We start from the raw sequence: 22,529 nt of genomic DNA on the forward strand, positions 1-22,529 counted from the left end.
CCGCTACTTCATGCTCTTCGTGTGCCAGACCGTCTTCGTCTCGGTGAACGCCGAGATGCGACCGAGCGCCGGCGCCGCGGCATCCGGACCCTGCTCGGGCCGCAGCACGCGCTTCAGCGTGTCGGCCGCGGCGATCTCGAGGTCGACCCAGTCGAGGTCGCCGGCGCCGACGAGGTCGAGCGCGTTGACGTCGGCGTGGCTCGCGAGCCACGGGGCGATCTCGGCCGGCGAGCCGGTGAGCACGTTGACGACGCCCTTCGGCACGTCGCTCGTGGCGAGCACCTCGGCGAGGCTGATCGCCGACAGCGGGAACCGCTCGCTCGCGACCACGACCACCGCGTTGCCCGCGACGAGCGCCGGCGCGACGGCGGAGACGAATCCGAGCAGCGACGAGCCCTGCGGCGCGATGATCGCGACGACGCCGGTCGGCTCTGGCACCGAGATGTTGAAGTACGGCCCCGCGACCGGGTTCGCGTTGCCCGCGACCTGGGCGAACTTGTCGGCCCAGCCGGCGTACCAGACCCAGCGGTCGATCGCCTCGTCGACCTGGGCGGATGCCGCGGCGCGCGTGACGCCCTCGGCCTCCTCGATCTCGGCGATGAACTGGGCGCGACGACCCTCGAGCAGCTCGGCGATGCGGTAGAGCACCTGGCCGCGGTTGTAGGCGGTGGCGCCCGCCCATCCGCCGACCGCGGATCGTGCGGCGACCACCGCGTCGCGGGCGTCCTTGCGGGAGCCCTTCGCGGCGTTCGCGAGGAACGCGCCGGTCGCGGAGCGCACCTCGTAGGTGCGGCCGGACTCGCTGCGCGGGAAGGCGCCGCCGATGTAGAGCTTGTACGTCTTCGGCACGGCGAGGCGGCTCATCGCTTCGATCCCTTCGTCGCGGCCTTGGCTGTTCGGGTCGCACGGGTGCGACGGGCCGTCGGCTCCGCCCCGACGGCCGTGGCATCCGCACCGGATGCCTCGACCGCGGCCCGCGATGCGGAACGGGCGACCGAGGCCTGCCCACCGATCGGCGCCGGTGCGAGGTACGCGGCGAGGCCGTGGCGGCCGCCCTCGCGGCCGTAGCCGGACTCCTTGTAGCCGCCGAACGGCGAGGCCGGGTCGAACCGGTTGAACGTGTTCGCCCAGATGACGCCGGCGCGAAGCTGGTCGGCGACCGCGAGGATGCGGCTGCCCTTGTCGCTCCAGATGCCCGCCGAGAGGCCGTAGGGCGTGTTGTTCGCCTTGGCGATGGCCTCGGCCGGCGTGCGGAACGTGAGCACCGAGAGCACCGGGCCGAAGATCTCGTCGCGCGCGATGCGGCTCGAGGTCTGCACGCCCGTGAAGATCGTCGGGGCGAACCAGAACCCGTTCTCGGGGATCTCGCACGGCGCGGTCCAGCGCTCGGCACCCTCAGCCTCGCCGAGGTCTGAGAGCTCGCGGATGCGTTCGAGCTGCTCGCGCGAGTTGATGGCGCCGATGTCGGTGTTCTTGTCGAGCGGGTCGCCGAGTCGCAGGGTCGACAGGCGGTTCTTCAGCCGGTCGACGACCTCGTCGTGGATGTTCTCCTGCACGAGCAGGCGCGAGCCGGCGCAGCAGACGTGGCCCTGGTTGAAGAAGATGCCGTTGACGATGCCCTCGATCGCCTGGTCGATCGGCGCGTCGTCGAACACGATGTTCGCGGCCTTGCCGCCGAGCTCGAGGGTGGCCTTCTTGTCGGTGCCCGCGATCTGCTTCGCGATGGCACGGCCGACCGCCGTCGAGCCGGTGAACGCCACCTTGTCGACGCCCTCGTGCGCGACGAGTGCCGCGCCCGTGTCGCCGGCGCCGGTGACGATGTTCACGACGCCGGGCGGCAGGTCGGCCTGCTGCAGGATCTCGGCGAAGATGAGCGCCGTGAGCGGCGTGGTCTCGGCCGGCTTCAGCACGACCGTGTTGCCGGCCGCGAGCGCGGGCGCGATCTTCCACGCGAGCATCAGCAGCGGGAAGTTCCACGGGATGACCTGCGCGGCCACGCCGAGCGCGCGCGGGTTCGCGCCGAGTCCGGCGTGATCGAGCTTGTCGGCCCAGCCCGCGTAGTAGAAGAACCAGGCCGCGACGAGCGGAACGTCGACGTCGCGGGACTCCTTGATGGGCTTGCCGTTGTCGAGGGACTCGGCCACGGCGAGCTCGCGGGCGCGCTCCTGCACGAGCCGCGCGATGCGGAACAGGTACTTGCCGCGGTCGCGCCCGCTCATGCGCGACCAGGTGCGGTCGTAGGCGCGACGGGCGGCGGCGACGGCGTCGGAGACATCCGCCTCGTTCGCGTTCGAGATCATCGCGATGCGGGCCTCGGTCGCGGGAGAGATGGTCTGGAACGGCGTGCCGCGGCCGTCGACGAACTCGCCGTCGATGAAGAGGCCGTACTGCTCGCGCAGGTTGAGGACCGCCGTAGATTCGGGGGCCGGTGCGTATTCGAGGAAGCTCATGCGTTGCTCGTCTCAGTCGATCGTGACGTAGTCGGGGCCGGAGTAGTGCGAGGTGGCCAGCTTCTGGCGCTGCAGCAGCACGTCGTTCAGCAGGCTCGAGGCGCCGAAGCGGAACAGGTGCGGCACGAGCCACTCCTCGCCCACGGTCTCGGCGACGGTCACGAGGTACTTGATCGCGTCCTTCGAGGTGCGGATGCCGCCCGCGGGCTTCACGCCGATGCGCTGGCCGGTCGCGAGGTGCCAGTCGCGCACGACCTCGAGCATGAGCAGCGTCACGGGCAGGGTCGCCGCCGACGGCACCTTGCCGGTGGAGGTCTTGATGAAGTCGCCGCCCGCGAGGATCGAGAGCCACGACGCCCGGCGCACGTTGTCGTACGTGACGAGCTCGCCGGTCTCGAGGATCACCTTGAGGCTGGCGCTCGTGCCGTCGCTGCGGCGGCAGGCCTCCTTCACGGCGGCGATCTGGTCGAAGACGAGGCCGTAGCGGCCGGCGAGGAACGCACCGCGGTCGATGACCATGTCGATCTCGTCTGCACCGGCGGCGACCGCCTCGGCCGTGTCGGCCAGCTTGATCTCGAGCGACGCACGGCCGCTCGGGAAGGCCGTGGCCACGGCCGCGACCGAGATGAGTCCGTCGTCGGGGTCGCCGTGCGCGGCGCCGAGCGCCTGGACGGCGTAGGGCACCATGTCGCCGTAGACGCAGACCGCCGCGACGCGCGGCGTGGTGGGGTCGGCCGGATCCGGGGTCATCGCCTTCGCGACGAGCGAGCGCACCTTGCCGGGGGTGTCTGCGCCCTCGAGCGTCGTGAGGTCGATCAGTTCGATGATGCGGTCGAGCGCCCACTGCTTGGAGGTCGTCTTGATGCTGCGCGTGCCGAGACCGGCCGCACGCTGCTCGAGGCCGACCGCGTCGACGCCCGGGATGCCGTGCAGGTACCTGCGCAGCGTCGCGTCGTCGGGTTCGCCGCCGAGCACGGCGAGCGCCCGCTCCCTCGCGGAGATGAGTGATGTGCCTGTCATGGTGGGGACCTGGCTTTCGGTGTTTCGGTGAACGACGGTCGGCTGCGTGCGCGTGGGCGCGAGCGTCAGCCGTCGAGGAGGTGGAGGGCGGTGGCCTCGTCGGTGACGAGCACCGAGCAGAGGCCGCTGCGCACGACCGCGTCGGCGACCGCGTGCTTGGCACGGCCTGCGATCACGGCGATGCCGAGGGTTGCCTCGCGCAGCTCGTCGAGCGTGAGCCCGACCGTTCGCGCATCGAGGGCGGGGTCGACGATGTTGCCGTCGGAGTCGATGTAGCGGCCGACGACGTCGCCGACGGCGCCCTTGGCCACGAGCAGGTCGACGTCGGTCTCGGAGAGGTAGCCGCTCTCGACGTGCACCGAGCTGTGATCGGCCGCGCCCGCGCTGAACACGTAGGCGTCGGCGGAGCGGGCGAGGTCGATGACGCCGGCGACCACGCGGTCGGCCTCGATCGCGTGCTTCGTCTCGAGGCGCTCGAGGATCGCGGGGCTCGGCAGCAGCGTGGCGCTGCCGCCGCCCTTCTGCGCGATGCCGACGGCGGTCGCCGCCGCGGTGCCCGGGCGACGGTTGAGGCTCACGCCGCCGTTGATCTGCACGACGTTGACGCCGGTGGCCCAGCCGTTGCGCAGGTGCTGCGAGATCTCGAAGAGGGTTCGCCCCCAGCTCACGCCGAGGGTGCGGGGCACGGGGCGGAGCGAGGTCAGGTAGTCGGCCGCGGCCTGCGCGGTGCGCGCCTGCAGTTCTTCGGCCGAGGCGACGCCGGCCGAGGAGACGACCACCGCGTCGGTGAGCCCGCGCTCGTCGCGGAGGCGGCGCTCGATGGGCAGCCGCCTCGCCCGCGGATGCAGGATCTCGATGCGGATGAAGCCCTCCTGCTTGGCCTGCGCGAGGAGTCGGCCGACCTTCCACCGGGTGAGGCGGAGCGCCTGCCCGATCTCGTCCTGCGTCTTATTCTCCTCGTAGTAGAGCTCAGCCGCTCGGATCGAGAGGAGTTCGTCGATCTCGTCCACACCTGTCCTTCCGCTCACCTCCAGCGTAGGCAGGTCGCCGCTCATCGGCAACACTCGCGTGCATTCGTGCTCATATGAGCAGGGATGGCGGATCCGCGCGCACCCTATGCTGGCTTCGTGACCCGCCCCCTCGCCATCGCCATCGACCTCGGCGGCACCAAGGTCGAAGCCGCCCTCGTCGACGATCAGGGCGCCGTGCTCCCCGCGTCCCGGCACCGCCGGCCCACCGGGCCGACGGCCACGAGCACGGACCTCGAGCAGGCCGTGCGCGACGTGGTGCTCGGCGCAGCCGCCGCCGTGCCAGACGACGCAGCCGTGATCGGCATCGGCATCGGCGCCGCCGGGCCGATCGGCGTCGCCGACGGCACCGTCTCACCGCTCAACGTGCCCGTCTGGCGCGACTACCCGCTCGCCGACTTCGTCGCGAGCCTCGTGCCGGGCACGCCCGTGGTGCTGCGCATCGACGGCCTCTGCATCGCCCTCGCCGAGCACTGGATCGGCGCAGGCCGCGGCGCGCACAACCTGCTCGGCATGATCGTCTCGACGGGCGTCGGCGGCGGGCTCGTGCTCGGCGACCGCGCCGTGCCGAGCCCCACCGGCAACGGCGGGCACATCGGCCACATCGAGGTCGGCGGGTTCGACGACCCATGCCCCTGCGGCGGTCGCGGATGCCTCGAGGCCGTCGCCTCGGGTCCGCGCACCGTGGCCTGGGCTCGCGCGCAGGGCTTCGAGGGCACGACGGGCGAGGACCTCGCCGCCGCGCATGCCGCCGGCGACCCCGTGGCCCTGGCCGCGGTCGAACGCGCCGGAACCGCGATCGGCCGTGCCGCGGCATCCGCCTCGAGCCTGCTCGACCTCGACGTCGTCGCCATCGGCGGCGGGTTCAGCCGGGTCTCCCCCGCCCTCTTCGAGCATGCTCGGGCGGCACTCGCCGAGCGCGTCACCTTCGGGTTCGTGACCCGCACGCGCATCGAGCCGTCCGCGCTCTCCGACGAGGGGCCGCTCGTCGGCGCCGCCGCACTCGTGCATCGGCCCGAGCTCGTCGTCTGAGTCCGCGACCTCGGGTGCGCACGAGGCCGGCGTGCCCGAGCGCCGTGGCGCCGTGGCGCCGGCGACTACCGGTGGGCGTGCCGCTCGTCTTCGAGGTACCCGGGTCGCGCAGCGAGGAACCCGGCGATCGCGGCCGGAACCGCCGTCGCCGCGAGGATCACGAGCGGCACGGTCCAGCCGCCGGTGGCCTCGTGCACGAGGCCGATGCCGATGGGCGCGACGGCCGCGATGAGGTAGCCGACCGACTGCACGACGCCGCTCAGGGCGATCGACCCGTCATGCGAGCGGGTGCGCAGGTTGATGAGCACGAGGGCGAGCGGGAACAGCAGCGGCCCCGTGCCGATCAGGGCGACCCAGAGCCAGATCGCGGCCTCGGGCGCGAGCAGCAGTCCGCCGTAGCCGATCAGGAACGCGAGCACCGAGATGACGACCAGCGTGCGGACCCGGTCGTAGCGTGCCGCGACGACCGGCACGAGCAAGGCCGCCGGAAGTCCCATCGCGGCGAACAGCGAGAGCAGCGCGCCCGCCTGGGCGTTCGTGACCCCCGCCACGTCGGTGACGATGCTCGGAAGCCACGCGAACATGACGTACGCGTTGACCGACGACACCGCGAAGATCGTCGCGAGCGCCCACGCGATCGGCGAGCCCAGCGCGCGTCGAACCTGACCGCCCGCCGCCTCCTCGGGCAGCGCCTCCGCCGCCTTCGCGCGCGGGTGCACGAGCAGCGCGATCCACGGCACGAGCGCGATGAGCGCGATGAGCGCCCACTCGCCGAGCGAGACGCGCCAGCCCGCGGCATCCGCCACCGGCACCGCGATGAGCGGCGGCACGAACGTGCTCACCGAGATGATCGACACGTAGAGCGTCGTCACGAGCCCGACGCGGTCGGAGAAGTAGCGCTTCACGAGCGGCGGCAGCAGCACGTTGCCGACGCCGACGGCGGCGAACACCAGCACGCTCGCGGCGATGAGCGTGACCGCCTCGGGCGCGAGACCGCGCCCCGCCAGGCCGATCGCGAGCACCGCGAGCGCCACGACGACGGTGCGCTCGAGCCCCAGCCGCTTCGCGATGAGCGGGGTCAGGATGCCGAACACGGCGAAGCACAGCGGCGGGAGCATGCCGAGCAGACCCACCAGCGCCGGCGGGAGCGGGATGTCCGCATCGATGTGGTCGATGATCGGCGACAGCGAGGCGACGCCCGTGCGCAGGCTCGACGCCACGAGCAGGATGCCGAGGAGCGCCAGCGTGCGCCCCGCCCACAGCGGCCTCGCCGGCTCACCCGACGGGATCGCCGGGATGGCCCCGGTCACGCGAGGATCTGCTTCGCGCGCTCGACGTCGTCGCGCATCGTCTCGATGAGGTCGGGGATGCTCGTGAACGCGACCATGCCGCGGATGCGGTCGACGAACTCGACGTCGACGACGTGGTCGTAGAGGTCGAGCTCGCGGTCGAGCACGTAGGCCTCGACCTGCTTGGGCGCCACGCCCTCGAACGTCGGGTTGTCGCCGACCGAGATGGCCGCCGGATACCGGGTGCCGGCGTCGGTCAGCCACCCGGCGTACACGCCGTCGGCCGGCACGAGGCCCTCGGACTCAGGCGTGAGGTTCGCCGTCGGGAACCCGAGCTCGCGGCCGCGCTTCGCGCCGTGCACGACGATGCCGGACACGGTCGGCGTGTGCCCGAGCAGCGCGGTCGCGTGCCGCACGTCGCCCTCGGCGAGGATCTCGCGGATCCACGTCGATGACACCCGGCGCTCCCCCTCGGGGCGCACGTCATCGACGACCTCGACGTCGTAGCCGAACTCGCGGCCGAGCTCGATGAGCAGGTCGACGTCGCCGGCGCCGCGGGCGCCGTAGCGGAAGTCCTTGCCGACGAGCACGACCTTCGCGTCGAGCGCCCGCACGAGCACGCGCTCGACGAACTCCGCAGCCGGCACCGAGGCCAGGGCGCGGTCGAACGGCAGCAGCAGGGTCGCGTCGACGCCCGTCGTGGCGAGCAGCTCGAGCTTCTGCCGCACGCTCACGAGCGGCTCGGGGCACTTGTCGGGCGCGAGCAGCGCGAGCGGGTTGCGGTCGAACGTGACCGCGGCCGTCACGAGACCGCGCTCGCCGGCGATCGTGCGGATGCGCTCGATGAGGGTGCGGTGGCCGGAGTGCACGCCGTCGAACTTGCCGATCGTGACCGCGCTCGGACCGAAGCCGGCCGGAACCCCGTCGACGCCCTTGAAGGTCTTCACGCGACATCCGTTCTCGTGAGGTCGTCGGATGTCGCGGCCGAGGTGTGGGGCCGGTGCTTCGCCAGCCACCACATGCCGAGCACCGGCAGCACCAACGGGATGAACAGGTACCCGCGACCGAACCACGACCACACCGTGTCGTGCGGGAACAGCTGCGGGTCGAGGATGCTGAGCACGCCGACCACGAGCACCCCCGTGAACTCGAACACGAGGGTCGCCCAGGCGACGCGGTACCAGACCCGGCCCTGACGGACCAGCGCGATCGTCGCCACGATGTACACGACCGCCGCGAGCGCGGACAGCGCGTAGGCCACGGGCGCCTCGTCGAACTTCGTCGCGATCTGGTAGAACGACCGGCCGGTCGCGGCCAGCGCGAGCACGGCGTACACCGCCACGAGCACGCGGCCGACGCCGCTCATGCGCGGGCGGACCTCGGAGGCGGTGGCGGTGTTCACGGATTCGGCGGCGTGCGCGGTGTTCGCGGCGTGCGCGGGCGTTTCAGACATGTCGTTCGATTCTCTCAGACGCCGGTCACGCCAGCTGCACGGTCCAGATCTGGAACATGCGGTAGAGCATCACCGCGACCGCGAGCGCACCGACGCCGAGCACGACCGTGCTCCAGCGGCTGCGATCCAGCAGCGCCCAGAAGATCGCCGCGGGCGGCACCAGCAGTGCGGCGAACAGGTACACGCCGAACTCCAGCGCGCTGCCCGTCGGCACGTTGCCGAACGCCGGAGCCGCGATCGACACCACGACCTGCACCACGAGCAGCAGCTCGACGAGCACGAGCGAACCGTTCGACAGGTCGCTCGGCGGGCGACCGGCGAAGCCCAGCACGACGCAGAGCAGCCCCGCCGCGACCGCGACCGCGAGCTGCACCCACATGAACCACTCGATCACGATGCGTCCTCGGGCGGGAATCCGACGACGACCTTGAGGGTCTCGCCGCGGCGCTCGACGATCGCGACGAGACGTCGGCCGCCGACCGCTGTATCGGCGACCGCGGCGATCGGCGCACCCTTCGCGGTCTCGGGCGCTCCGGCCGCGTCGATGCGCTTGCCGTGGCCGAGGTCGATCGCCTGCTGCCCGGTGACGTGCACGACGGGAAGCGCGAGCTCGGCGGCATCCGCTGCACCGATGAGCGCCGACGCGACGTCGAGGTCCTCGAGCACGGATGCCGCGGCCACCTCGAACCGCCCGATGCGCGTTCTGCGGAGTGCCGTCAGATGCCCGCCGACGCCGAGATCGGCGCCCAGGTCGCGGGCCAGCGCGCGGATGTACGTGCCCGACGAGCACTCGACTCGCACGTCGAGGTCGACGAACCCGTCGACGCGGCGCACCTCGAGCACCTCGAACGCCGAGATCGTGACCGTGCGGGCCTTCAGCTCGACCTGCTCGCCGTCGCGCACCCGCTGGTACGCGCGCTTGCCGTCGACCTTGATCGCGCTCACCGCGCTCGGCACCTGCTCGATGACGCCCGTGAGCTTCGCGATGCCATCGGCCACGTGGGCCTCGTCGACGGCCGCGACCAGGTCTGCGGAGGCCGCGTCGAACAGCTCTCCCTCGGCATCGTCGGTGCTCGACCCGACGCCGAGCCTGATCGTGGCGAGGTACTCCTTGTCGAGTCCGACGAGGTAGGTGAGCAGGCGCGTCGACCCGTCGACGCCGAGCACGAGCAGTCCGGTCGCCATCGGATCGAGGGTGCCGGCGTGCCCGACCCTGCGGGTTCCGGCGAGTCGGCGCGTGCGCGCGACCACGTCATGGCTGGTGATGCCCTGCGGCTTGTCGACGAGGAGGATGCCGCTGTTCACGCCCTACAGGCTAACAGTCGGGCGGTCGCGCGCCCTCGACCGGCCCCACCCGGCCGCCCCGCCCCTACGCTGGACGGGTGAGGATCGGGATCATCGGCGCCGGCGCGCTCGGCGGCACGTTCGCGGCACTGCTCTCGCAGGCCGGCCACGACGTCGAGGTGACCGCGCGCGGTGCCGGCCTCGCCGCGATCCGCGACGACGGCATCCGCCTCAGCGGCGGCTACGGCGAGGTGCACGCACTCGTCGCGGCCGGTGAGCATCTGACCCTTCGCCCCGACCTCGTGCTCGTGTGCACCAAGGCGCAGGATGCCGAGGCCGCGATCGCCGCGAACCGCGAGCTCATCGACGGCACCCCCGTCGTGGTCGTGCAGAACGGCCTCGAGGGCGTCGAAACGGCCGCTCGGCTGCTGCCCGGGTCGGAGTGCTTCGGCCTGCTCTCACTGATCGCCGCCGACCATTCCGAACCCGGGCTCGTGCACGTGACGGCGACGGCCGAGAGCCGTCTCGGTCGCGGCGACGGGCCCGCCGATGCCGAATCCGTGCGGATCGCGGCCGTGCTCTCCGACGCGGTGCCCGTTCGTGCCCTCGACGACTTCCGAGGTGCGCAGTGGACCAAGCTCGTCGTGAACATGGTCAACGCCGTGCCCGCCATCGTCGGGGGCACCCTCGGCGACGTCGTCGCCTCACCCGAGCTGCTGACCGCGCTCACCGCGTCGATGCGCGAATGCGTTCGCATCGGCATCGCCCGAGGCGTTCGGTTCGGCAGCCTGAACGGGCTCGACGACGCCTCGCTGCGCGCCTTCGCCGAACTCCCCCTCCGCGAGGCGGCGACCGTGCCGTCGGCGCTCGTGGCCCGGATGGGCTGGGAGTCGAATCGCGGCTCCACCCAGCAGAGCCTGCGCCGGGGGCAGCCGACCGAGATCGACTTCCTGAACGGCGCCGTCGTGCGCGAGGCCTCCGTCGCCGGACTCGTCGCACCGGTGAATGCGGCGCTCACGGCGCTCGTGCACGAGGTCGAGGCGACCGGGCGGCCGCTGCCCGCTGCGCGCGTGCACGATTCGCTCCGGGCGCTCGACGAGTCCTGAGCCGCTCGTCGCCGAGCCGGGCGCCCTGCACGGCATCGAGCAGACGCAGAACGAGGGGGCCCGGCGAACCGGGCCCCCTCTGCTGTTCAGCGGATGTCGCTACGCGCGCTTGCGGCGAACGCGAGCCACCACGAGGAACGCGGCGCCTGCCAGCACGATGATGCCGGCGACGATCGCGATGCCCGTACCGGCGAAGCCGGTGCTCGCGAGGCCGGTGCCGCCGCCTGCGGTCGCGGTCTCGCCGTCGCCGCTGCCGTCGGTGCCGTCTGTCGGCAGGACGGTCGGGCCGTTGGCGCAGTCCGGCGTCGCCGGCGGATAGCTCAGGTCGACCGCGAGCTCGGGGTTGACCTCGATCATCGCGCTGATGTCACCACGAGTCCAGGCGAAGTTGTCCGTCGTCTCGACCCAGGTGCCATCGGCCTTCTGCTCCCAGCCGGGCCAGCCCGTCGGATTACCGTCGGCATCTACTGATGCACCAGGCCAGAGAGTCTTGCCGTCGAGGTGATCGGCGTCGTCGAGGGTGCCCAGGGAGCGCTTCTCCGTGTTCGTGCCGTCGGTGATCACGAGGAACACCTCCGCATTCGCACCCACGGACTCGTTGGTGTCGTTGAGCTGCACCGTGTAAAGAATCCACGGCACATCGGCCTGGCACTCGCCCACGGCGACCGAACCGTCGAGGGTCGGGTCGACGGGGTCGATCGGCTCCTCACACGCCGCGTCGTTCAACGTGAACGGACCGAACGTCACCGACTGCGATGCACCCGCGAACTTGTGGCCCTTCGCCGGCGTCGCCGTGATCGAGACACCGGAACCTCCGTGTCACACGCCGCGTCGTTCAACGTGAACGGACCGAACGTCACCGACTGCGATGCACCCGCGAACTTGTGGCCCTTCGCCGGCGTCGCCGTGATCGAGACCTTGCCATCGGCAAGGACCGGAGCACCCCAGACCACAGCATCCGACAGCACCGGAGTCAACACGTAGTTGTCGACACCACACTCATCGCTGAACGCAGGCTCAGCCGGAACCGGAACCTCCGTGCCCCAGACCACAGCATCCGACAGCACCGGAGTCAACACGTAGTTGTCGACACCACACTCATCGCTGAACGCAGGCTCAGCCGGAACCGGAACCTCCGTCGGCTGGACGCAATCGGTATACGCGAGCAGTGCCTGGTCACCGCGTTCCCTGACCGAGTGCAGGAACGGGAAGTCCCAGTTCCAGTAGCTGAAGGCCGAGTAGATGTCGTTGGTGTGCTCACCGTGCTTCGCAGAGAGGAACTGGTCGACCGTCAGCCACGACCGGGTGTAGGTGGTCGACTGGGGGTCCCAGTGGCACACCGTCACATCGCCGGACGCGGGCAGAGTGCAGCCGCCCACGAGCAGCGTCTGGTCGCCCTGCGCCGAGTACGTCTTCCCCTTGTACGTGAAGGCCGGGATGATGTCCTCGCCCTTCTGGTGCTTCAGGTGTGCGCTGACGACAGCGGACTTGGAGATCGTGATCAGCTCGTACGGGTTCTTGTCGCTCGCCGTGGCGTGACAGATGGTCAGCTTGCTGCCTTCGCCGCAATCGACCTTGCCCTCCCAGTGGTAGTTCGTTCCGTCGACCTGAACCCATTCGATGACGAACTCGTCGGGAGCGGGCTTGGGCCAATTCACGTGTGATGCGTAGGTGAACGTCTGCGTGTTGTTCCAGCGACCCGTGTTGTTGTGGAAGTTGAGCGTCAACTTCTTGCCGTCGATGACGAAGCGGATGTTCACATCGTTGCCGGAGACGTTCTTCGGGTACTTGACCGTCAGGGCCGTGCAGGTCGGCGCGTCGTACGGCCAGTCGTTGTCGCACAGTGCTGCGGGCACGGTGTAGCTGCCGGTGTCGGTGGACGTGTTTCCGTTGTCCCACTTGCCCTTCAGCTCGAGCGTGTACTTCTTGCCGAGCTCTGCCCCGGTCTGGGTGCCGACCGCGCTGCCCTTCGCGGCGATGACCGTGTTCTTCGCGATGACACCGGGCTGAGTGGTCGAGGTGATCGTCTCACGGACGTTCTCGGAGTTCACCGCCGTCCACGTGACCGTGGCCGACTTGCCGTCCGTCGCGCAGACGGACGTCGCGGTGATCGTGTTGTGGTGCGCCGACGCGGGCGCGGCCATTCCGACGACGGAGAGCCCGCCTGCGAGGGCGAGCGTGGTCAGCACGGCCGCGGCACGACGCCACAGGCTCGGTGAGTCGGGGCGTGTACGTGTGCGCCATGAGCGCACGGCGCCGCGCACCGAACCTCGGGGGTTGGGCATTCGGGTTCTCCATCGATCGAAACCGGCGTCTGCGAACCCAGGCGAGAACCGAGGGCGTGCGCGAGCGCACAGCATGGATCGATGTGCCTTGGGCGGGCGCACCGAACGTTCGGGTCTTCGGGTGGAGCTAGGGGTGGGGTTCGCACAGCCGGGGGCAAAGGGCTGTGAACCTTCAGTATGGCCCCATCGAATCGTCGGCGTCCACCGCTTCGCGTGTCGACGTCGACTTGTCCCCCAAATTGGGGTCGTTCATCGTCTCGAGCGCCCGCATGCGTGTCCGGATGCCGGTGGTCAGCGTCGTCCGGCCGGGGCGAGTGCGGGGTGCTCGGGGTCGCGATCGTCGACCACGACCGCGTCGGCGTCGCGCGGGTCGGACTCCGCGTAGGCGAGCAGGTCGGCGGGGTCGGTCGGTTCGCCGTCGAGGGCGATCCGCACGTCCCAGAGCTCGGCGAGTCGCGACCGCAGCACGAACCTGCCGTCGAGCACCAGGATCGCGTCCGCGGGGCCGGTGACCCATTTCGGCTCGACCCAAGCGTCGCGTGCGGGGTCGAGCACGGCGGTGACGAACGCGGTCGACCCGCCCATGCGGAAGGGCTCCACGAGCACGCGCCGCAGCGCCGACTCGTCGAAGCCGTAGCGGTAGTAGCGGTCGGGGGTGTCGACGCCGAACACGTCCTGCGCCGCGCGCGAACGGTGGAACCCCTCCATGCTGGCCCGGAACACCCGGTGCCCGCGCTCGCGGAGCACCTCGGCGAGGTCGTCGCCGAACCGGGTCTTGCCGCTGCGGAGCGGCCCGTCGATCGCCACGATCATGCGACCGCGACCGTAGTGCTCGAGGATGCCGTCTGAGAGCTGTCGGAGGAACGTCACGCGCGGCGTCGTCACCAGGTGCATGGCCCCATGCTAGCCAGTGCGTGCTCGGCCGCGATGCCCGATCCGTTGCCTAGGCTTGGAGGATGCCCGCATCGCCCGACCTCGCCGAGGCCGTCAACGACTGGTTCGCGGACGCCGCGAGGCCGCTGCCGTGGCGCGCGGCCGACGTCTCGCCGTGGGCGGTGCTCGTCAGCGAGTTCATGCTGCAGCAGACGCAGGTGGCCCGCGTGGTCCCGCGGTGGCAGGCGTGGATCGAACGCTGGCCGACGCCCGCGGCGATGGCCGCCGCTCCCCCGTCCGAGGCGGTGCGCGCCTGGGATCGCCTCGGGTACCCGCGCCGCGCGCTGTGGTTGCACCGTGCGGCGACCGCGATGGTCGAGCACCACGGGGGCGAGGTGCCGCGCGAACTCGACGACCTGCTCGCGCTGCCGGGCGTCGGACCGTACACGGCACGAGCGGTGGCCGCGTTCGCGTTCGGCGCGCGGCATCCGGTCGTCGACACGAACACGCGACGCGTGATCGCGCGCGCCGTGCTCGGGCAGGGTCACCCCGGCCCGCCGTCGACGGCACGCGACCTCGCGGAGATGGACGCCCTGCTCCCAGAGGCGGATGTCGCGGCGCGCACGTTCAACGCCGCCGCGATGGAGCTCGGGGCGACCGTCTGCACGTCCCGATCGCCGCAGTGCGACAGCTGCCCGATCGCGGCGCAGTGCGCGTGGCGGCTCGCCGGGAGCCCCGACTACGAGGGCCCGCGCTCGGCGAAGCAGGCCAGGTTCGAGGGCTCCGACCGCCAGGTTCGAGGGCTCGTCATGCGCGAACTGCGTGCCGCGCACCGACCGGTGGCGCGTGCGGAGCTCGCGACGGCCTGGCCCGATGCGGCCAAGCTCGACCGCGCGATCGAGTCGCTCGTGCACGACGGACTCGCCGTGCGCGGCGACGACGGATTCACGCTGCCCGACGCCTGAGCGCACGGCATCGTGAGACGCCGAAGGCGCGCCCTCACGGGCGCGCCTTCGGTCGTTCAGTTCTCAGCGAGACGTCGCGCTCTCGTCGACGTCTTCGGACTCGTCGCCTTCGGACTCGTCTTCGTCGAAGTCGCGCGGCTTCACGTACGGGTCGGCGTCGCCGGCGTACTCGGCCGTGCTCGCCGCAGCCTCGGTCTCGGCGTCGCGTTCGCGAGCCTCGCGCAGGAGCGCGGCGATGTGGTCGGCGTTCTCGGGGATCGCGTCGAGGATGAACTCGAGCGACGGCGTGAGCCGCGCGGTGATGTTGCGGCCCACCTCGGTGCGCAGCATGCCGGTGGCGGCCTTCAGCGCGAGGGCCGAGTCGCTTCGCTCCTCATCGGTGCCGTACACCGTGTAGAAGATGCTCGCGTGCTGCAGGTCGCCGGTGACGCGGACATCGGTGATCGTGACGAAACCGAGTCGCGGGTCTCGGAGGCCCTTGTCGAGTCGTCTGGCGACGATCTCCTTGATGCGGTCCGCCATCTTTCGGGCGCGTGCCGGATCAGCCATGCACTGTCTCCTTCCGAAGAGAGGCCGGGGCGGCTCTCGCCGCCCCGGCCGCCTCGACTACGCGCGAGGCTTCTCGCGCAGCTCGGTGGTCTCGATCTCGTCGCCCACCTGGATGTCGTTGAACTTGCCGAGGCCGATACCGGCTTCGTAGTCCGTGCGCACCTCGGTGACGTCGTCCTTGAACCGACGCAGCGACTCGATCGCGAGGTTGTCGCCGACGACGACGCCATCGCGGATGACGCGCGCCTTGGCGTTTCGCGTGATCGTTCCCGACCGCACGATGACACCGGCGATGTTGCCGAACTTCGAGGAGCGGAACACCTCGCGGATCTCGGCGACACCGGACTGGACCTCTTCGAACTCGGGCTTGAGCATGCCCTTGAGCGAGTCCTCGATCTCGTCGATCGCGTTGTAGATGACCGAGTAGAAGCGGATGTCGACGCCCTCGCGAGCGGCGCGCTCGCGCGCCTTCGTGTCGGGGCGCACGTTGAAGCCCACGATGATCGCGTTGTCGATCGTCGCGAGGTTGACGTCGCTCTCGGTGATGGCACCCACACCGCGGTGGAGGATGCGCAACTGCACCGAGTCGTCGACCTCGATCTTGAGGAGCGACTCCTCGAGCGCCTCGACGGCACCCGACACGTCACCCTTGATGATGAGGTTGAGCGACTCGACCTTGCCCTCTTCGAGTGCACGGGTGAAGTCCTCGAGCGAGATGCGCTTGCGGGCCTTGGCCAGCTGGGCGTTGCGCTCGGCGGCTTCGCGCTTCTCGGCGATCTGACGCGCAGTGCGGTCCTCCTCGGTCACGAGGAAGGTGTCACCGGCGCGCGGCACGCTCGAGAGGCCCTGCACCTGGACGGGGCGCGACGGCGTGGCCGCGAGGACCGCGTCGCCGTTCTCGTCGGTCATCGCACGGACGCGGCCATAGGCCGTGCCCGCGACGATCGCGTCGCCGACGCGCAGGGTTCCGGACTGGATGAGCACGGTCGCGACCGCACCGCGGCCCTTGTCGAGCTTCGCCTCGATCGCGACACCACGTGCGTCCTTGTTGGGGTTCGCACGCAGGTCGAGACCGGCATCGGCCGTCAGGAGCACCGCGTCGAGCAGGTCCTGGATGCCGATGTCGTTGCGGGCCGACACGTCGACGAACATGACGTCTCCGCCGTACTCCTCGGCGACGAGGCCGAACTCGGTGAGCTGCTGGCGCACCTTCGCCGGGTTGGCGTCTTCCTTGTCGATCTTGTTGACCGCGACCACGATCGGCACGTTCGCCGACTGCGCGTGGTTCAGGGCCTCGATCGTCTGCGGCATGATGCCGTCATCGGCTGCGACCACGAGGATCGCGATGTCGGTGACCTGCGCACCACGAGCACGCATGGCGGTGAACGCCTCGTGACCCGGCGTGTCGATGAAGGTGATCGGACGATCGATGCCCTCGTGCACGGTGTGCACCTGGTAGGCACCGATGTGCTGCGTGATGCCGCCGGCCTCGCCTGCGACGACGTTGGCGTTGCGGATCGCGTCGAGCAGTCGCGTCTTACCGTGGTCGACGTGACCCATGACGGTCACGACGGGCGGACGCTGCTCGAGGACGTCGTCGCCCTCGTCGTCGAGTTCGGCGTCGAGGTCGATGTCGAAGCCCTCGAGGAGCTCCTTGTCCTCGTCTTCGGGCGAGACGACCTGGATCTTGTAGCCGAGCTCTGCGCCGAGTACCTCGAAGGTGGCCTCGTCGAGCGACTCGGTCGCCGTCGCCATCTCACCGAGGTGGAACAGCACCGTCACGAGCGAACCGGGGTTCGCGTCGATCTTGTCGGCGAAGTCGGAGATCGAGGAGCCGCGACGCAGGCGGATGACGGTGGTGCCGTCGCCGCGGGGAACGCTCACGCCGCCGAGCGACGGGGCCTCCCGCATCTCGAATTCCTGACGCTTCGTGCGCTTCGACTTGCGGGCCTTGCTCTTGCCGCCACCGCGGCCGAAGGCACCGGCCGTGCCGCCGCCGGGGCCGCGACCACGGCCGCCGCCACCGCCTGCGGGGCGCGGGCCGCCGAAGCCGCCTGCGCCGGGAGCGCCGCCGCCGGGGCGCTGGAAGCCACCGCCGCCGCCGGGACGAGCGCCGGCACCTGCGCCTGCGCCGCCGGGGCGCTGGAAGCCGCCGCCGGGGCGACCGCCTGCACCGGCCGGACGAGGAGCACCCGGACGGGGCGAACCCGGTCGGGGCGCCTGCGGGCGCGGGATGTTGCCGGGGCTCGGGCGCTGGCCCATGCCCTGGGCGCTGGCGAAGGGGTTGTTGCCCGGACGCGGGGTTGCGGGCTTCTGCCCCATGCCCTGCGAGCTCGAGAACGGGTTGTTGCCGGGGCGCGAAGCGGGTGCGCCGGGGCGAGGAGCCCCTGGGCGGGGCGCCGAGCCACCGGGCTTCGCCGCGGAGCCGGGCTTCACGGCGTCGGACGGTGCGGCGTCGGTGGTCGCGGCGGCTGCGGGAGCCTCTGCGGCGGCGGCCTTCTCGGCTGCGGCCTGCGCAGCGCGTTCCTCGGCCTGCGCCTGGCGCTCGGCCACGGTCAGCGGCACGTCGGCGGGTGCGGCAGCGGCGGGTGCCTCGGCCGGGGCCTCGGGCGCCGCGACGGGCTTGGGTGCCGGCTTCGGGCCGGGCTTGACCGCGGCCGGGCGTGCCGGCGCGGCGGGTGCAGCGGCGGCGGGTGCGGCGTTCTTCGCCGCAGCACCTGCTGCTTCGAGCGCGGCCTTCAGGCGGCGCGCGACGGGGGGCTCGATGGACGACGAGGGTCCCTTGACGTACTCGCCCATCTCCTTGAGCTTCTCAAGGGCGATCTTGCTGTCGACGCCGAGTTCGGATGCGATCTCGTGTACGCGTGGTTTGGCAGCCACTTCTCTCCTGTTCCGGGTCTGACCCCGGACAGGGGCAGACCATCAATAACGGACGGGACTCATTTCGAGCCGCTCATTAGTTGTCACTCATTGGTCATCACTTGTGTGTTCAGCCTGTTCTCTACGTTGCCGGTGTCCACCTCGCCGCGAATGCGGAGTGCGCGCCCGAAGGCGCGCTTCCGAACGGCGAGCCGGTAGCACTCGAGTGTCGGATGCAACCACGCGCCCCTGCCCGGAAGCACGGCCGAAGCATCAGCGACGACCTGTGTTTGGTGGGAGACGACCCTCAGAAGTGAGGATCGTGGAGCGCGCGAACGGCATCCGATGCACGTTCTGACGGGTTCCATCCTACACCTCCGAGGCTGGGCGCCGCGGACGCCCTGGGTCTGGCTCGTTCCGACCGGCAGGACGACCGGCCGGGCGGGACCGGGCCGGTCGTCCGACCGGACCCGGCGTGCCGGCTAGTTCGACTCGAGGACCGAGTCGGGCTGGATGTCGATCTTCGCGCCCGTGAGCTTGGCGGCGAGGCGGGCGTTCTGGCCCTCCTTGCCGATCGCGAGCGAGAGCTGGTAGTCGGGAACGAGGGCGCGGACCGCCCTGGTCGACTCGTCGATGACGAACGCGCTCGTGACCTTGGCGGGCGAGAGCGCGCTCGCGACGAACGTGGCGAGGTCGTCGGAGTAGTCGACGATGTCGATCTTCTCGGCGCCGAGCTCGGCCGTGACGGCGCGGACGCGCTGTCCGAGTTCGCCGATCGCCGCACCCTTGGCGTTGATGCCGGGCTGGTTGGCGCGCACGGCGATCTTCGTGCGGTGTCCGGCCTCGCGGGCGAGGGAGACGATCTCGACGACGCCGTTCGCGATCTCGGGCACCTCGAGCGCGAACAGCTTGCGGACGAGCGCGGGGTGCGTGCGCGACACCGTGATCGACGGGCCCTTGGTGCCCTTCGCGACGCTCGTCACGTAGACGCGGATGCGCTGGCCGTGCGGGTACTCCTCGCCGGGCACCTGCTCCTCAGGCGGGAGGATCGCCTCGACCGAGCCGAGGTCGATGTGGATCATGCGGGGGTTCGGGCCCTGCTGGATCACGCCGGCGACGATGTCGCCCTCGCGGCCGCGGAACTCGCCGAGCACAGCATCATCGGCCAGGTCGCGCAGTCGCTGGTTGATGACCTGCTTCGCCGCGAAGGCCGCGATGCGACCGAAGTCGCTCGGGCTGTCTTCGGCCTCGCCGACGACGTTGCCCTCTTCATCGAGTTCGGGAACGAACACCGAGACGTGGCCCGTCTTGCGGTCGAGGTGAGCCCGCGCGCCGTCGGGGTTCGCGTGGCCGTGCTGGTCGGGATGCGTGTGCTTCAGGTAGGCCATGAGAATGGCCTGCTCGATGATCTGCACCAGTTCATCGAACGGGATCTCTTTCTCGCGCTCCATCATGCGAAGCACGCTGAGGTCGATGTCCATCGCCGGCCTCCTCTATTCAGCTCTCGTATTCAGTTGCGCCCGGAATGCCGGGCGATCTTCAAGGGTACCGGATGCCCGACGCTGTCGAAATACCGAGCATCGGATGCCGCGGCCCCGTGCTCGCCACGAGATGCCGTTCGACGCCCGATACCGGCCCGGACCGCGCAGCGCAAGGGGGCCACGACGGGTCGACGCCGTCGATACGCTGAGCCGATGACCCCGGAATCCCTCAAGTCGACCGCGAGCGCCGCCCAACGCTCGAGCTCCTTCCGAATCCTGGCCCGCGCCGGCTACGTCGTGCTCGGCATCGTCCATATCGTGATCGGCGCGATCGCCGTGTCGATCGCGGTCGGCGCCGGCGGTGGCGAAGCCGACCAGAGCGGCGCGATGCAGCAGATCGCACGCGTGCCGTTCGGCGTCTTCGTGCTCTGGCTGATCGTGCTCGGCATGTTCGCCCTCGCCCTCTGGCAGATCGTCGGGGCATTCCTCGAGCAGGACGCAGATGCGAAGAAGAAATGGGGACATCGTGCCAAGGATGTGGGCACGGCCGTCGCCTACATCGCGATCGGCGCGACGGCCCTCGTCACGGCCCTCGGCGGCAGCTCCGACTCCTCGCAGTCGACGACGTCGTTCAGCGCGACCCTGCTCTCGAGCCCCGGCGGCGTGCTGCTGCTCGTGCTCGTCGCCCTCGTCACGCTCGGCATCGGCGTCGCGTTCGTCGTGCGCGGCATCCGCAAGGACTTCGAGCGCCAGTTGTCGCTGCCGGCGGGCAAGGTCGGCGAGGGCGTCCGGGTGCTCGGCACGGTCGGCTACGTGGCCAAGGGCATCGCCGTGGCCGTGGTCGGCGTGCTGTTCGGCGTGGCCGCGGTCACCCACGACCCCGAGAAGGCCAGCGGACTCGACGGAGCGCTGAAGAGCCTGGCCGCCCTGCCGTTCGGCCAGGTGATCCTCTGGCTCGTCGGCGCGGGGCTCGTGGTCTACGGCATCTACTGCTTCGCGCGGGCACGATACGCGGATGTCTGAGCGAACCCGATGAGCCGACGGCGCCCCGACGAATCGTCGGGGCGCCGTCGCCGTCAGCTCAGGAGTGCCGCGACCGCGTCGGCCGCGGGCAGCGTCTGGCGCTCGCCCGTGCGGCGGTCCCAGAGCTCGACCTCGCCGTCGGCAGCGCCACGACCCACGATGAGGATGCGCGGTACGCCGATGAGCTCGGCGTCACCGAACTTCACGCCGGGCGACACCTTGGGGCGGTCGTCGTAGAGCACGTCGAGACGGGCCTGCTCGAGCTCGTTCGAGAGTCGCTCGGCAAGATCGAACGCCACGGCGTCGCGACCGGTCGCGACCACGTGCACGTCGAAGGGCGCGACCGAGGCCGGCCAGACGAGGCCCTTCTCGTCGTTGTTGCCCTCGGCGATGATCGCGAGGATGCGGGTGATGCCGATGCCGTAGGAGCCCATCGTCACGGTCGCGAGCTTGCCGTTCTCGTCGAGCACCTTGAGTCCGAGCACCTCGGCGTACTTGCGGCCGAGCTGGAAGACGTGTCCGATCTCCATGCCGCGGGCGAGCTCGACCGGGCCGGAGCCGTCGGGCGCCGGGTCGCCGGCGCGCACGTTCGACGCCTCGACGGTGCCGTCGGCGACGAAGTCGCGCCCGACGACGAGGCCGAACACGTGCTTCTGGTCGAGGTTGGCGCCCGTGATCCACTCGGTGCCGTCGACGACGCGGGGGTCGACGAGATAGCGGATGCCGGTGGCCGACGTCTCGCCGAGCACGGCGCCATCGGGCGACCAGGGTCCGATGTAGCCCTTGACGAGGCCGGGGTTCTTCGCGAAGTCGGCCTCGGTGGCGGGCTCGACCTCGGCCGGTGCGAACGCGACCTCGACGCGCTTCATCTCGACGTCGCGGTCTCCGGGGAGGCCGACGACGACGATCTCGCGGGTGCCGTCGAGATGGGTGAGGGCGAGCACGACGTTCTTCAGGGTGTCGGCCGCGGTCCACTCGCGCCCGTCGGGGCGGGGGTGGTTCGCGTTGGCGAGGTCGACGAGCGTGGCGATGGTGGGGGTGTTCGGCGAGTCGAACACCTCGGCCTCGGGCAGCCCCTCGATCGGGCTCGCCTCGGGCACGACGGTCGTGAACGCCTCGACGTTCGCGGCGTACCCGCCTGCGGAACGCACGAACGTGTCCTCGCCGACGGGCGTCGGGTGCAGGAACTCCTCGCTCTTCGAACCGCCCATGGCACCGGCATCCGCCTTGACGATGACGTACTCGAGGCCGAGCCGGGTGAAGATGCGCTCGTAGGCATCTCGCTGCGCCTGGTAGCTGGCATCGAGGCCCGGGTCGGTGACGTCGAAGGAGTAGGCGTCCTTCATCGTGAACTCGCGGCCGCGCAGCAGACCCGCGCGGGGCCGCGCCTCGTCGCGGTACTTGTCCTGGATCTGGTAGATCGAGAGCGGCAGGTCCTTGTAGGAGCTGTAGAGGTCCTTCACGAGCAGCGTGAAGACCTCTTCGTGCGTGGGCGCGAGCAGGTAGTCGGCGCCCTTTCGGTCCTGCAGGCGGAAGAGCGCGTCGCCGTACTCGGTCCATCGGTTCGAGGCCTCGTAAGGCTCGCGCGGCAGCAGCGCAGGGAAGTGCACCTCGTGGGCACCCGCGTTCGTCATCTCCTCGCGCACGATGGCCTCGATCTTGGCCTTGACGCGGAGGCCGAGCGGCAGCCAGGCGAAGACGCCGGGGGCCTGTCGGCGGATGTACCCCGCGCGCACGAGCAGCCGGTGGCTGGTCACCTCGGCGTCGGCGGGGTCTTCGCGGAGCGTGCGGAGGAAGTAGTTGGAAAGGCGTGTGGGCACCCGACGATTCTA

General features: G+C 70.7%; 21 protein-coding genes. 4 read left to right on the forward strand and 17 right to left on the reverse strand.

Annotated features, from left to right (window positions below):
* Positions 1–3: 3 nt before the first annotated feature.
* The 4 genes from ASE68_RS12815 to ASE68_RS12830 form a co-directional block, all read right to left on the reverse strand.
* Positions 4–864 carry an aldehyde dehydrogenase family protein gene (locus ASE68_RS12815; protein ID WP_055859242.1) on the reverse strand — a complete coding sequence of 287 codons (861 nt, stop codon included), beginning with the start codon at positions 862–864 and terminating at the stop codon, positions 4–6.
* Positions 861–2,450, reverse strand: a complete 1,590-nt coding sequence (locus ASE68_RS12820) for an aldehyde dehydrogenase family protein (RefSeq protein WP_082462229.1) — start codon at positions 2,448–2,450, stop codon at positions 861–863. The genes ASE68_RS12815 and ASE68_RS12820 overlap by 4 nt, the downstream gene beginning before the upstream one ends.
* A 12-nt stretch (positions 2,451–2,462) precedes the next feature.
* Positions 2,463–3,470 carry a deoxyribose-phosphate aldolase gene (gene deoC, locus ASE68_RS12825; RefSeq protein WP_055859247.1) on the reverse strand — a complete coding sequence of 336 codons (1,008 nt, stop codon included), beginning with the start codon at positions 3,468–3,470 and terminating at the stop codon, positions 2,463–2,465.
* A 65-nt stretch (positions 3,471–3,535) separates the two neighbouring features.
* Positions 3,536–4,480, reverse strand: coding sequence for a sugar-binding transcriptional regulator (locus ASE68_RS12830; RefSeq protein WP_055859251.1), 945 nt, complete (start codon positions 4,478–4,480; stop codon positions 3,536–3,538).
* Between the two features lie 117 nt (positions 4,481–4,597).
* Between ASE68_RS12830 and ASE68_RS12835 the strand changes: the two genes are divergently transcribed.
* Positions 4,598–5,530, forward strand: coding sequence for an ROK family protein (locus ASE68_RS12835; protein WP_082462372.1), 933 nt, complete (start codon positions 4,598–4,600; stop codon positions 5,528–5,530).
* Positions 5,531–5,595: 65 nt separating this feature from the next.
* Here ASE68_RS12835 and ASE68_RS12840 read toward each other — a convergent pair whose 3' ends face one another.
* From ASE68_RS12840 to truB, 5 genes are all read right to left on the reverse strand, one after another.
* The gene (locus ASE68_RS12840) at positions 5,596–6,840 is read right to left on the reverse strand and encodes a CynX/NimT family MFS transporter (protein ID WP_055859257.1); all 1,245 of its coding nucleotides are present in this window, start codon (positions 6,838–6,840) and stop codon (positions 5,596–5,598) included.
* Positions 6,837–7,766, reverse strand: coding sequence for a bifunctional riboflavin kinase/FAD synthetase (locus ASE68_RS12845; RefSeq protein ID WP_055859259.1), 930 nt, complete (start codon positions 7,764–7,766; stop codon positions 6,837–6,839). Before ASE68_RS12845 ends, ASE68_RS12840 begins: the two co-directional genes overlap by 4 nt.
* Positions 7,763–8,185: a hypothetical protein gene (locus tag ASE68_RS12850; RefSeq protein WP_055861320.1), complete on the reverse strand. Its 423-nt coding sequence runs from the start codon at positions 8,183–8,185 to the stop codon at positions 7,763–7,765. Before ASE68_RS12850 ends, ASE68_RS12845 begins: the two co-directional genes overlap by 4 nt.
* Before the next feature lie 112 nt (positions 8,186–8,297).
* A complete protein-coding gene (locus tag ASE68_RS12855) occupies positions 8,298–8,666 on the reverse strand; it encodes a hypothetical protein (protein ID WP_055859262.1) in 369 nt (122 codons plus the stop codon).
* On the reverse strand, positions 8,663–9,577 hold the full coding sequence (gene truB, locus ASE68_RS12860; RefSeq protein ID WP_055859265.1) for a tRNA pseudouridine(55) synthase TruB: 915 nt from the start codon (positions 9,575–9,577) through the stop codon (positions 8,663–8,665). The genes ASE68_RS12855 and truB overlap by 4 nt, the downstream gene beginning before the upstream one ends.
* A 77-nt stretch (positions 9,578–9,654) precedes the next feature.
* Between truB and ASE68_RS12865 the strand changes: the two genes are divergently transcribed.
* The gene (locus tag ASE68_RS12865; RefSeq protein WP_055859268.1) at positions 9,655–10,662 is read left to right on the forward strand and encodes a ketopantoate reductase family protein; all 1,008 of its coding nucleotides are present in this window, start codon (positions 9,655–9,657) and stop codon (positions 10,660–10,662) included.
* 99 nt (positions 10,663–10,761) lie between these two features.
* Here the strand turns inward: ASE68_RS12865 and ASE68_RS12870 are convergent, their stop codons facing one another.
* The 3 genes from ASE68_RS12870 to ASE68_RS12880 form a co-directional block, all read right to left on the reverse strand.
* Positions 10,762–11,409, reverse strand: coding sequence for a cell wall protein (locus ASE68_RS12870; RefSeq protein ID WP_235480854.1), 648 nt, complete (start codon positions 11,407–11,409; stop codon positions 10,762–10,764).
* The gene (locus tag ASE68_RS12875; RefSeq protein WP_157421640.1) at positions 11,406–12,947 is read right to left on the reverse strand and encodes a hypothetical protein; all 1,542 of its coding nucleotides are present in this window, start codon (positions 12,945–12,947) and stop codon (positions 11,406–11,408) included. The genes ASE68_RS12870 and ASE68_RS12875 overlap by 4 nt, the downstream gene beginning before the upstream one ends.
* A 291-nt stretch (positions 12,948–13,238) precedes the next feature.
* On the reverse strand, positions 13,239–13,841 hold the full coding sequence (locus tag ASE68_RS12880) for a hypothetical protein (protein WP_055859273.1): 603 nt from the start codon (positions 13,839–13,841) through the stop codon (positions 13,239–13,241).
* A 62-nt stretch (positions 13,842–13,903) separates the two neighbouring features.
* On the opposite strand from ASE68_RS12880, the gene ASE68_RS12885 reads away from it, so the two are divergent.
* Entirely contained in the window at positions 13,904–14,785 is an 882-nt protein-coding gene (locus tag ASE68_RS12885; RefSeq protein WP_055859277.1) for an A/G-specific adenine glycosylase, read from the forward strand.
* 63 nt (positions 14,786–14,848) lie between these two features.
* On the opposite strand, the gene rbfA is transcribed toward ASE68_RS12885, so the two are convergent.
* The 4 genes from rbfA to nusA form a co-directional block, all read right to left on the reverse strand.
* Positions 14,849–15,334: a 30S ribosome-binding factor RbfA gene (rbfA, locus tag ASE68_RS12890; protein WP_055859280.1), complete on the reverse strand. Its 486-nt coding sequence runs from the start codon at positions 15,332–15,334 to the stop codon at positions 14,849–14,851.
* A 57-nt stretch (positions 15,335–15,391) separates the two neighbouring features.
* Positions 15,392–18,214 carry a translation initiation factor IF-2 gene (gene infB, locus ASE68_RS12895; RefSeq protein ID WP_055859281.1) on the reverse strand — a complete coding sequence of 941 codons (2,823 nt, stop codon included), beginning with the start codon at positions 18,212–18,214 and terminating at the stop codon, positions 15,392–15,394.
* A gap of 83 nt (positions 18,215–18,297) precedes the next feature.
* A complete protein-coding gene (locus ASE68_RS19900) occupies positions 18,298–18,561 on the reverse strand; it encodes a YlxR family protein (RefSeq protein WP_082462230.1) in 264 nt (87 codons plus the stop codon).
* A 114-nt stretch (positions 18,562–18,675) separates the two neighbouring features.
* Positions 18,676–19,674 (reverse strand): transcription termination factor NusA, encoded by a 999-nt coding sequence (gene nusA, locus ASE68_RS12900; protein WP_055859284.1) that lies wholly within the window; start codon positions 19,672–19,674, stop codon positions 18,676–18,678.
* Between the two features lie 213 nt (positions 19,675–19,887).
* On the opposite strand from nusA, the gene ASE68_RS12905 reads away from it, so the two are divergent.
* Positions 19,888–20,697 carry a DUF1206 domain-containing protein gene (locus ASE68_RS12905; RefSeq protein ID WP_055859287.1) on the forward strand — a complete coding sequence of 270 codons (810 nt, stop codon included), beginning with the start codon at positions 19,888–19,890 and terminating at the stop codon, positions 20,695–20,697.
* A gap of 53 nt (positions 20,698–20,750) precedes the next feature.
* Here the strand turns inward: ASE68_RS12905 and ASE68_RS12910 are convergent, their stop codons facing one another.
* Positions 20,751–22,517 (reverse strand): proline--tRNA ligase, encoded by a 1,767-nt coding sequence (locus ASE68_RS12910; protein WP_055859290.1) that lies wholly within the window; start codon positions 22,515–22,517, stop codon positions 20,751–20,753.
* Between the last annotated feature and the right edge of the window lie 12 nt (positions 22,518–22,529).

The sequence above is a fragment of the Agromyces sp. Leaf222 genome, from assembly GCF_001421565.1.
GTDB lineage: Bacteria > Actinomycetota > Actinomycetes > Actinomycetales > Microbacteriaceae > Agromyces.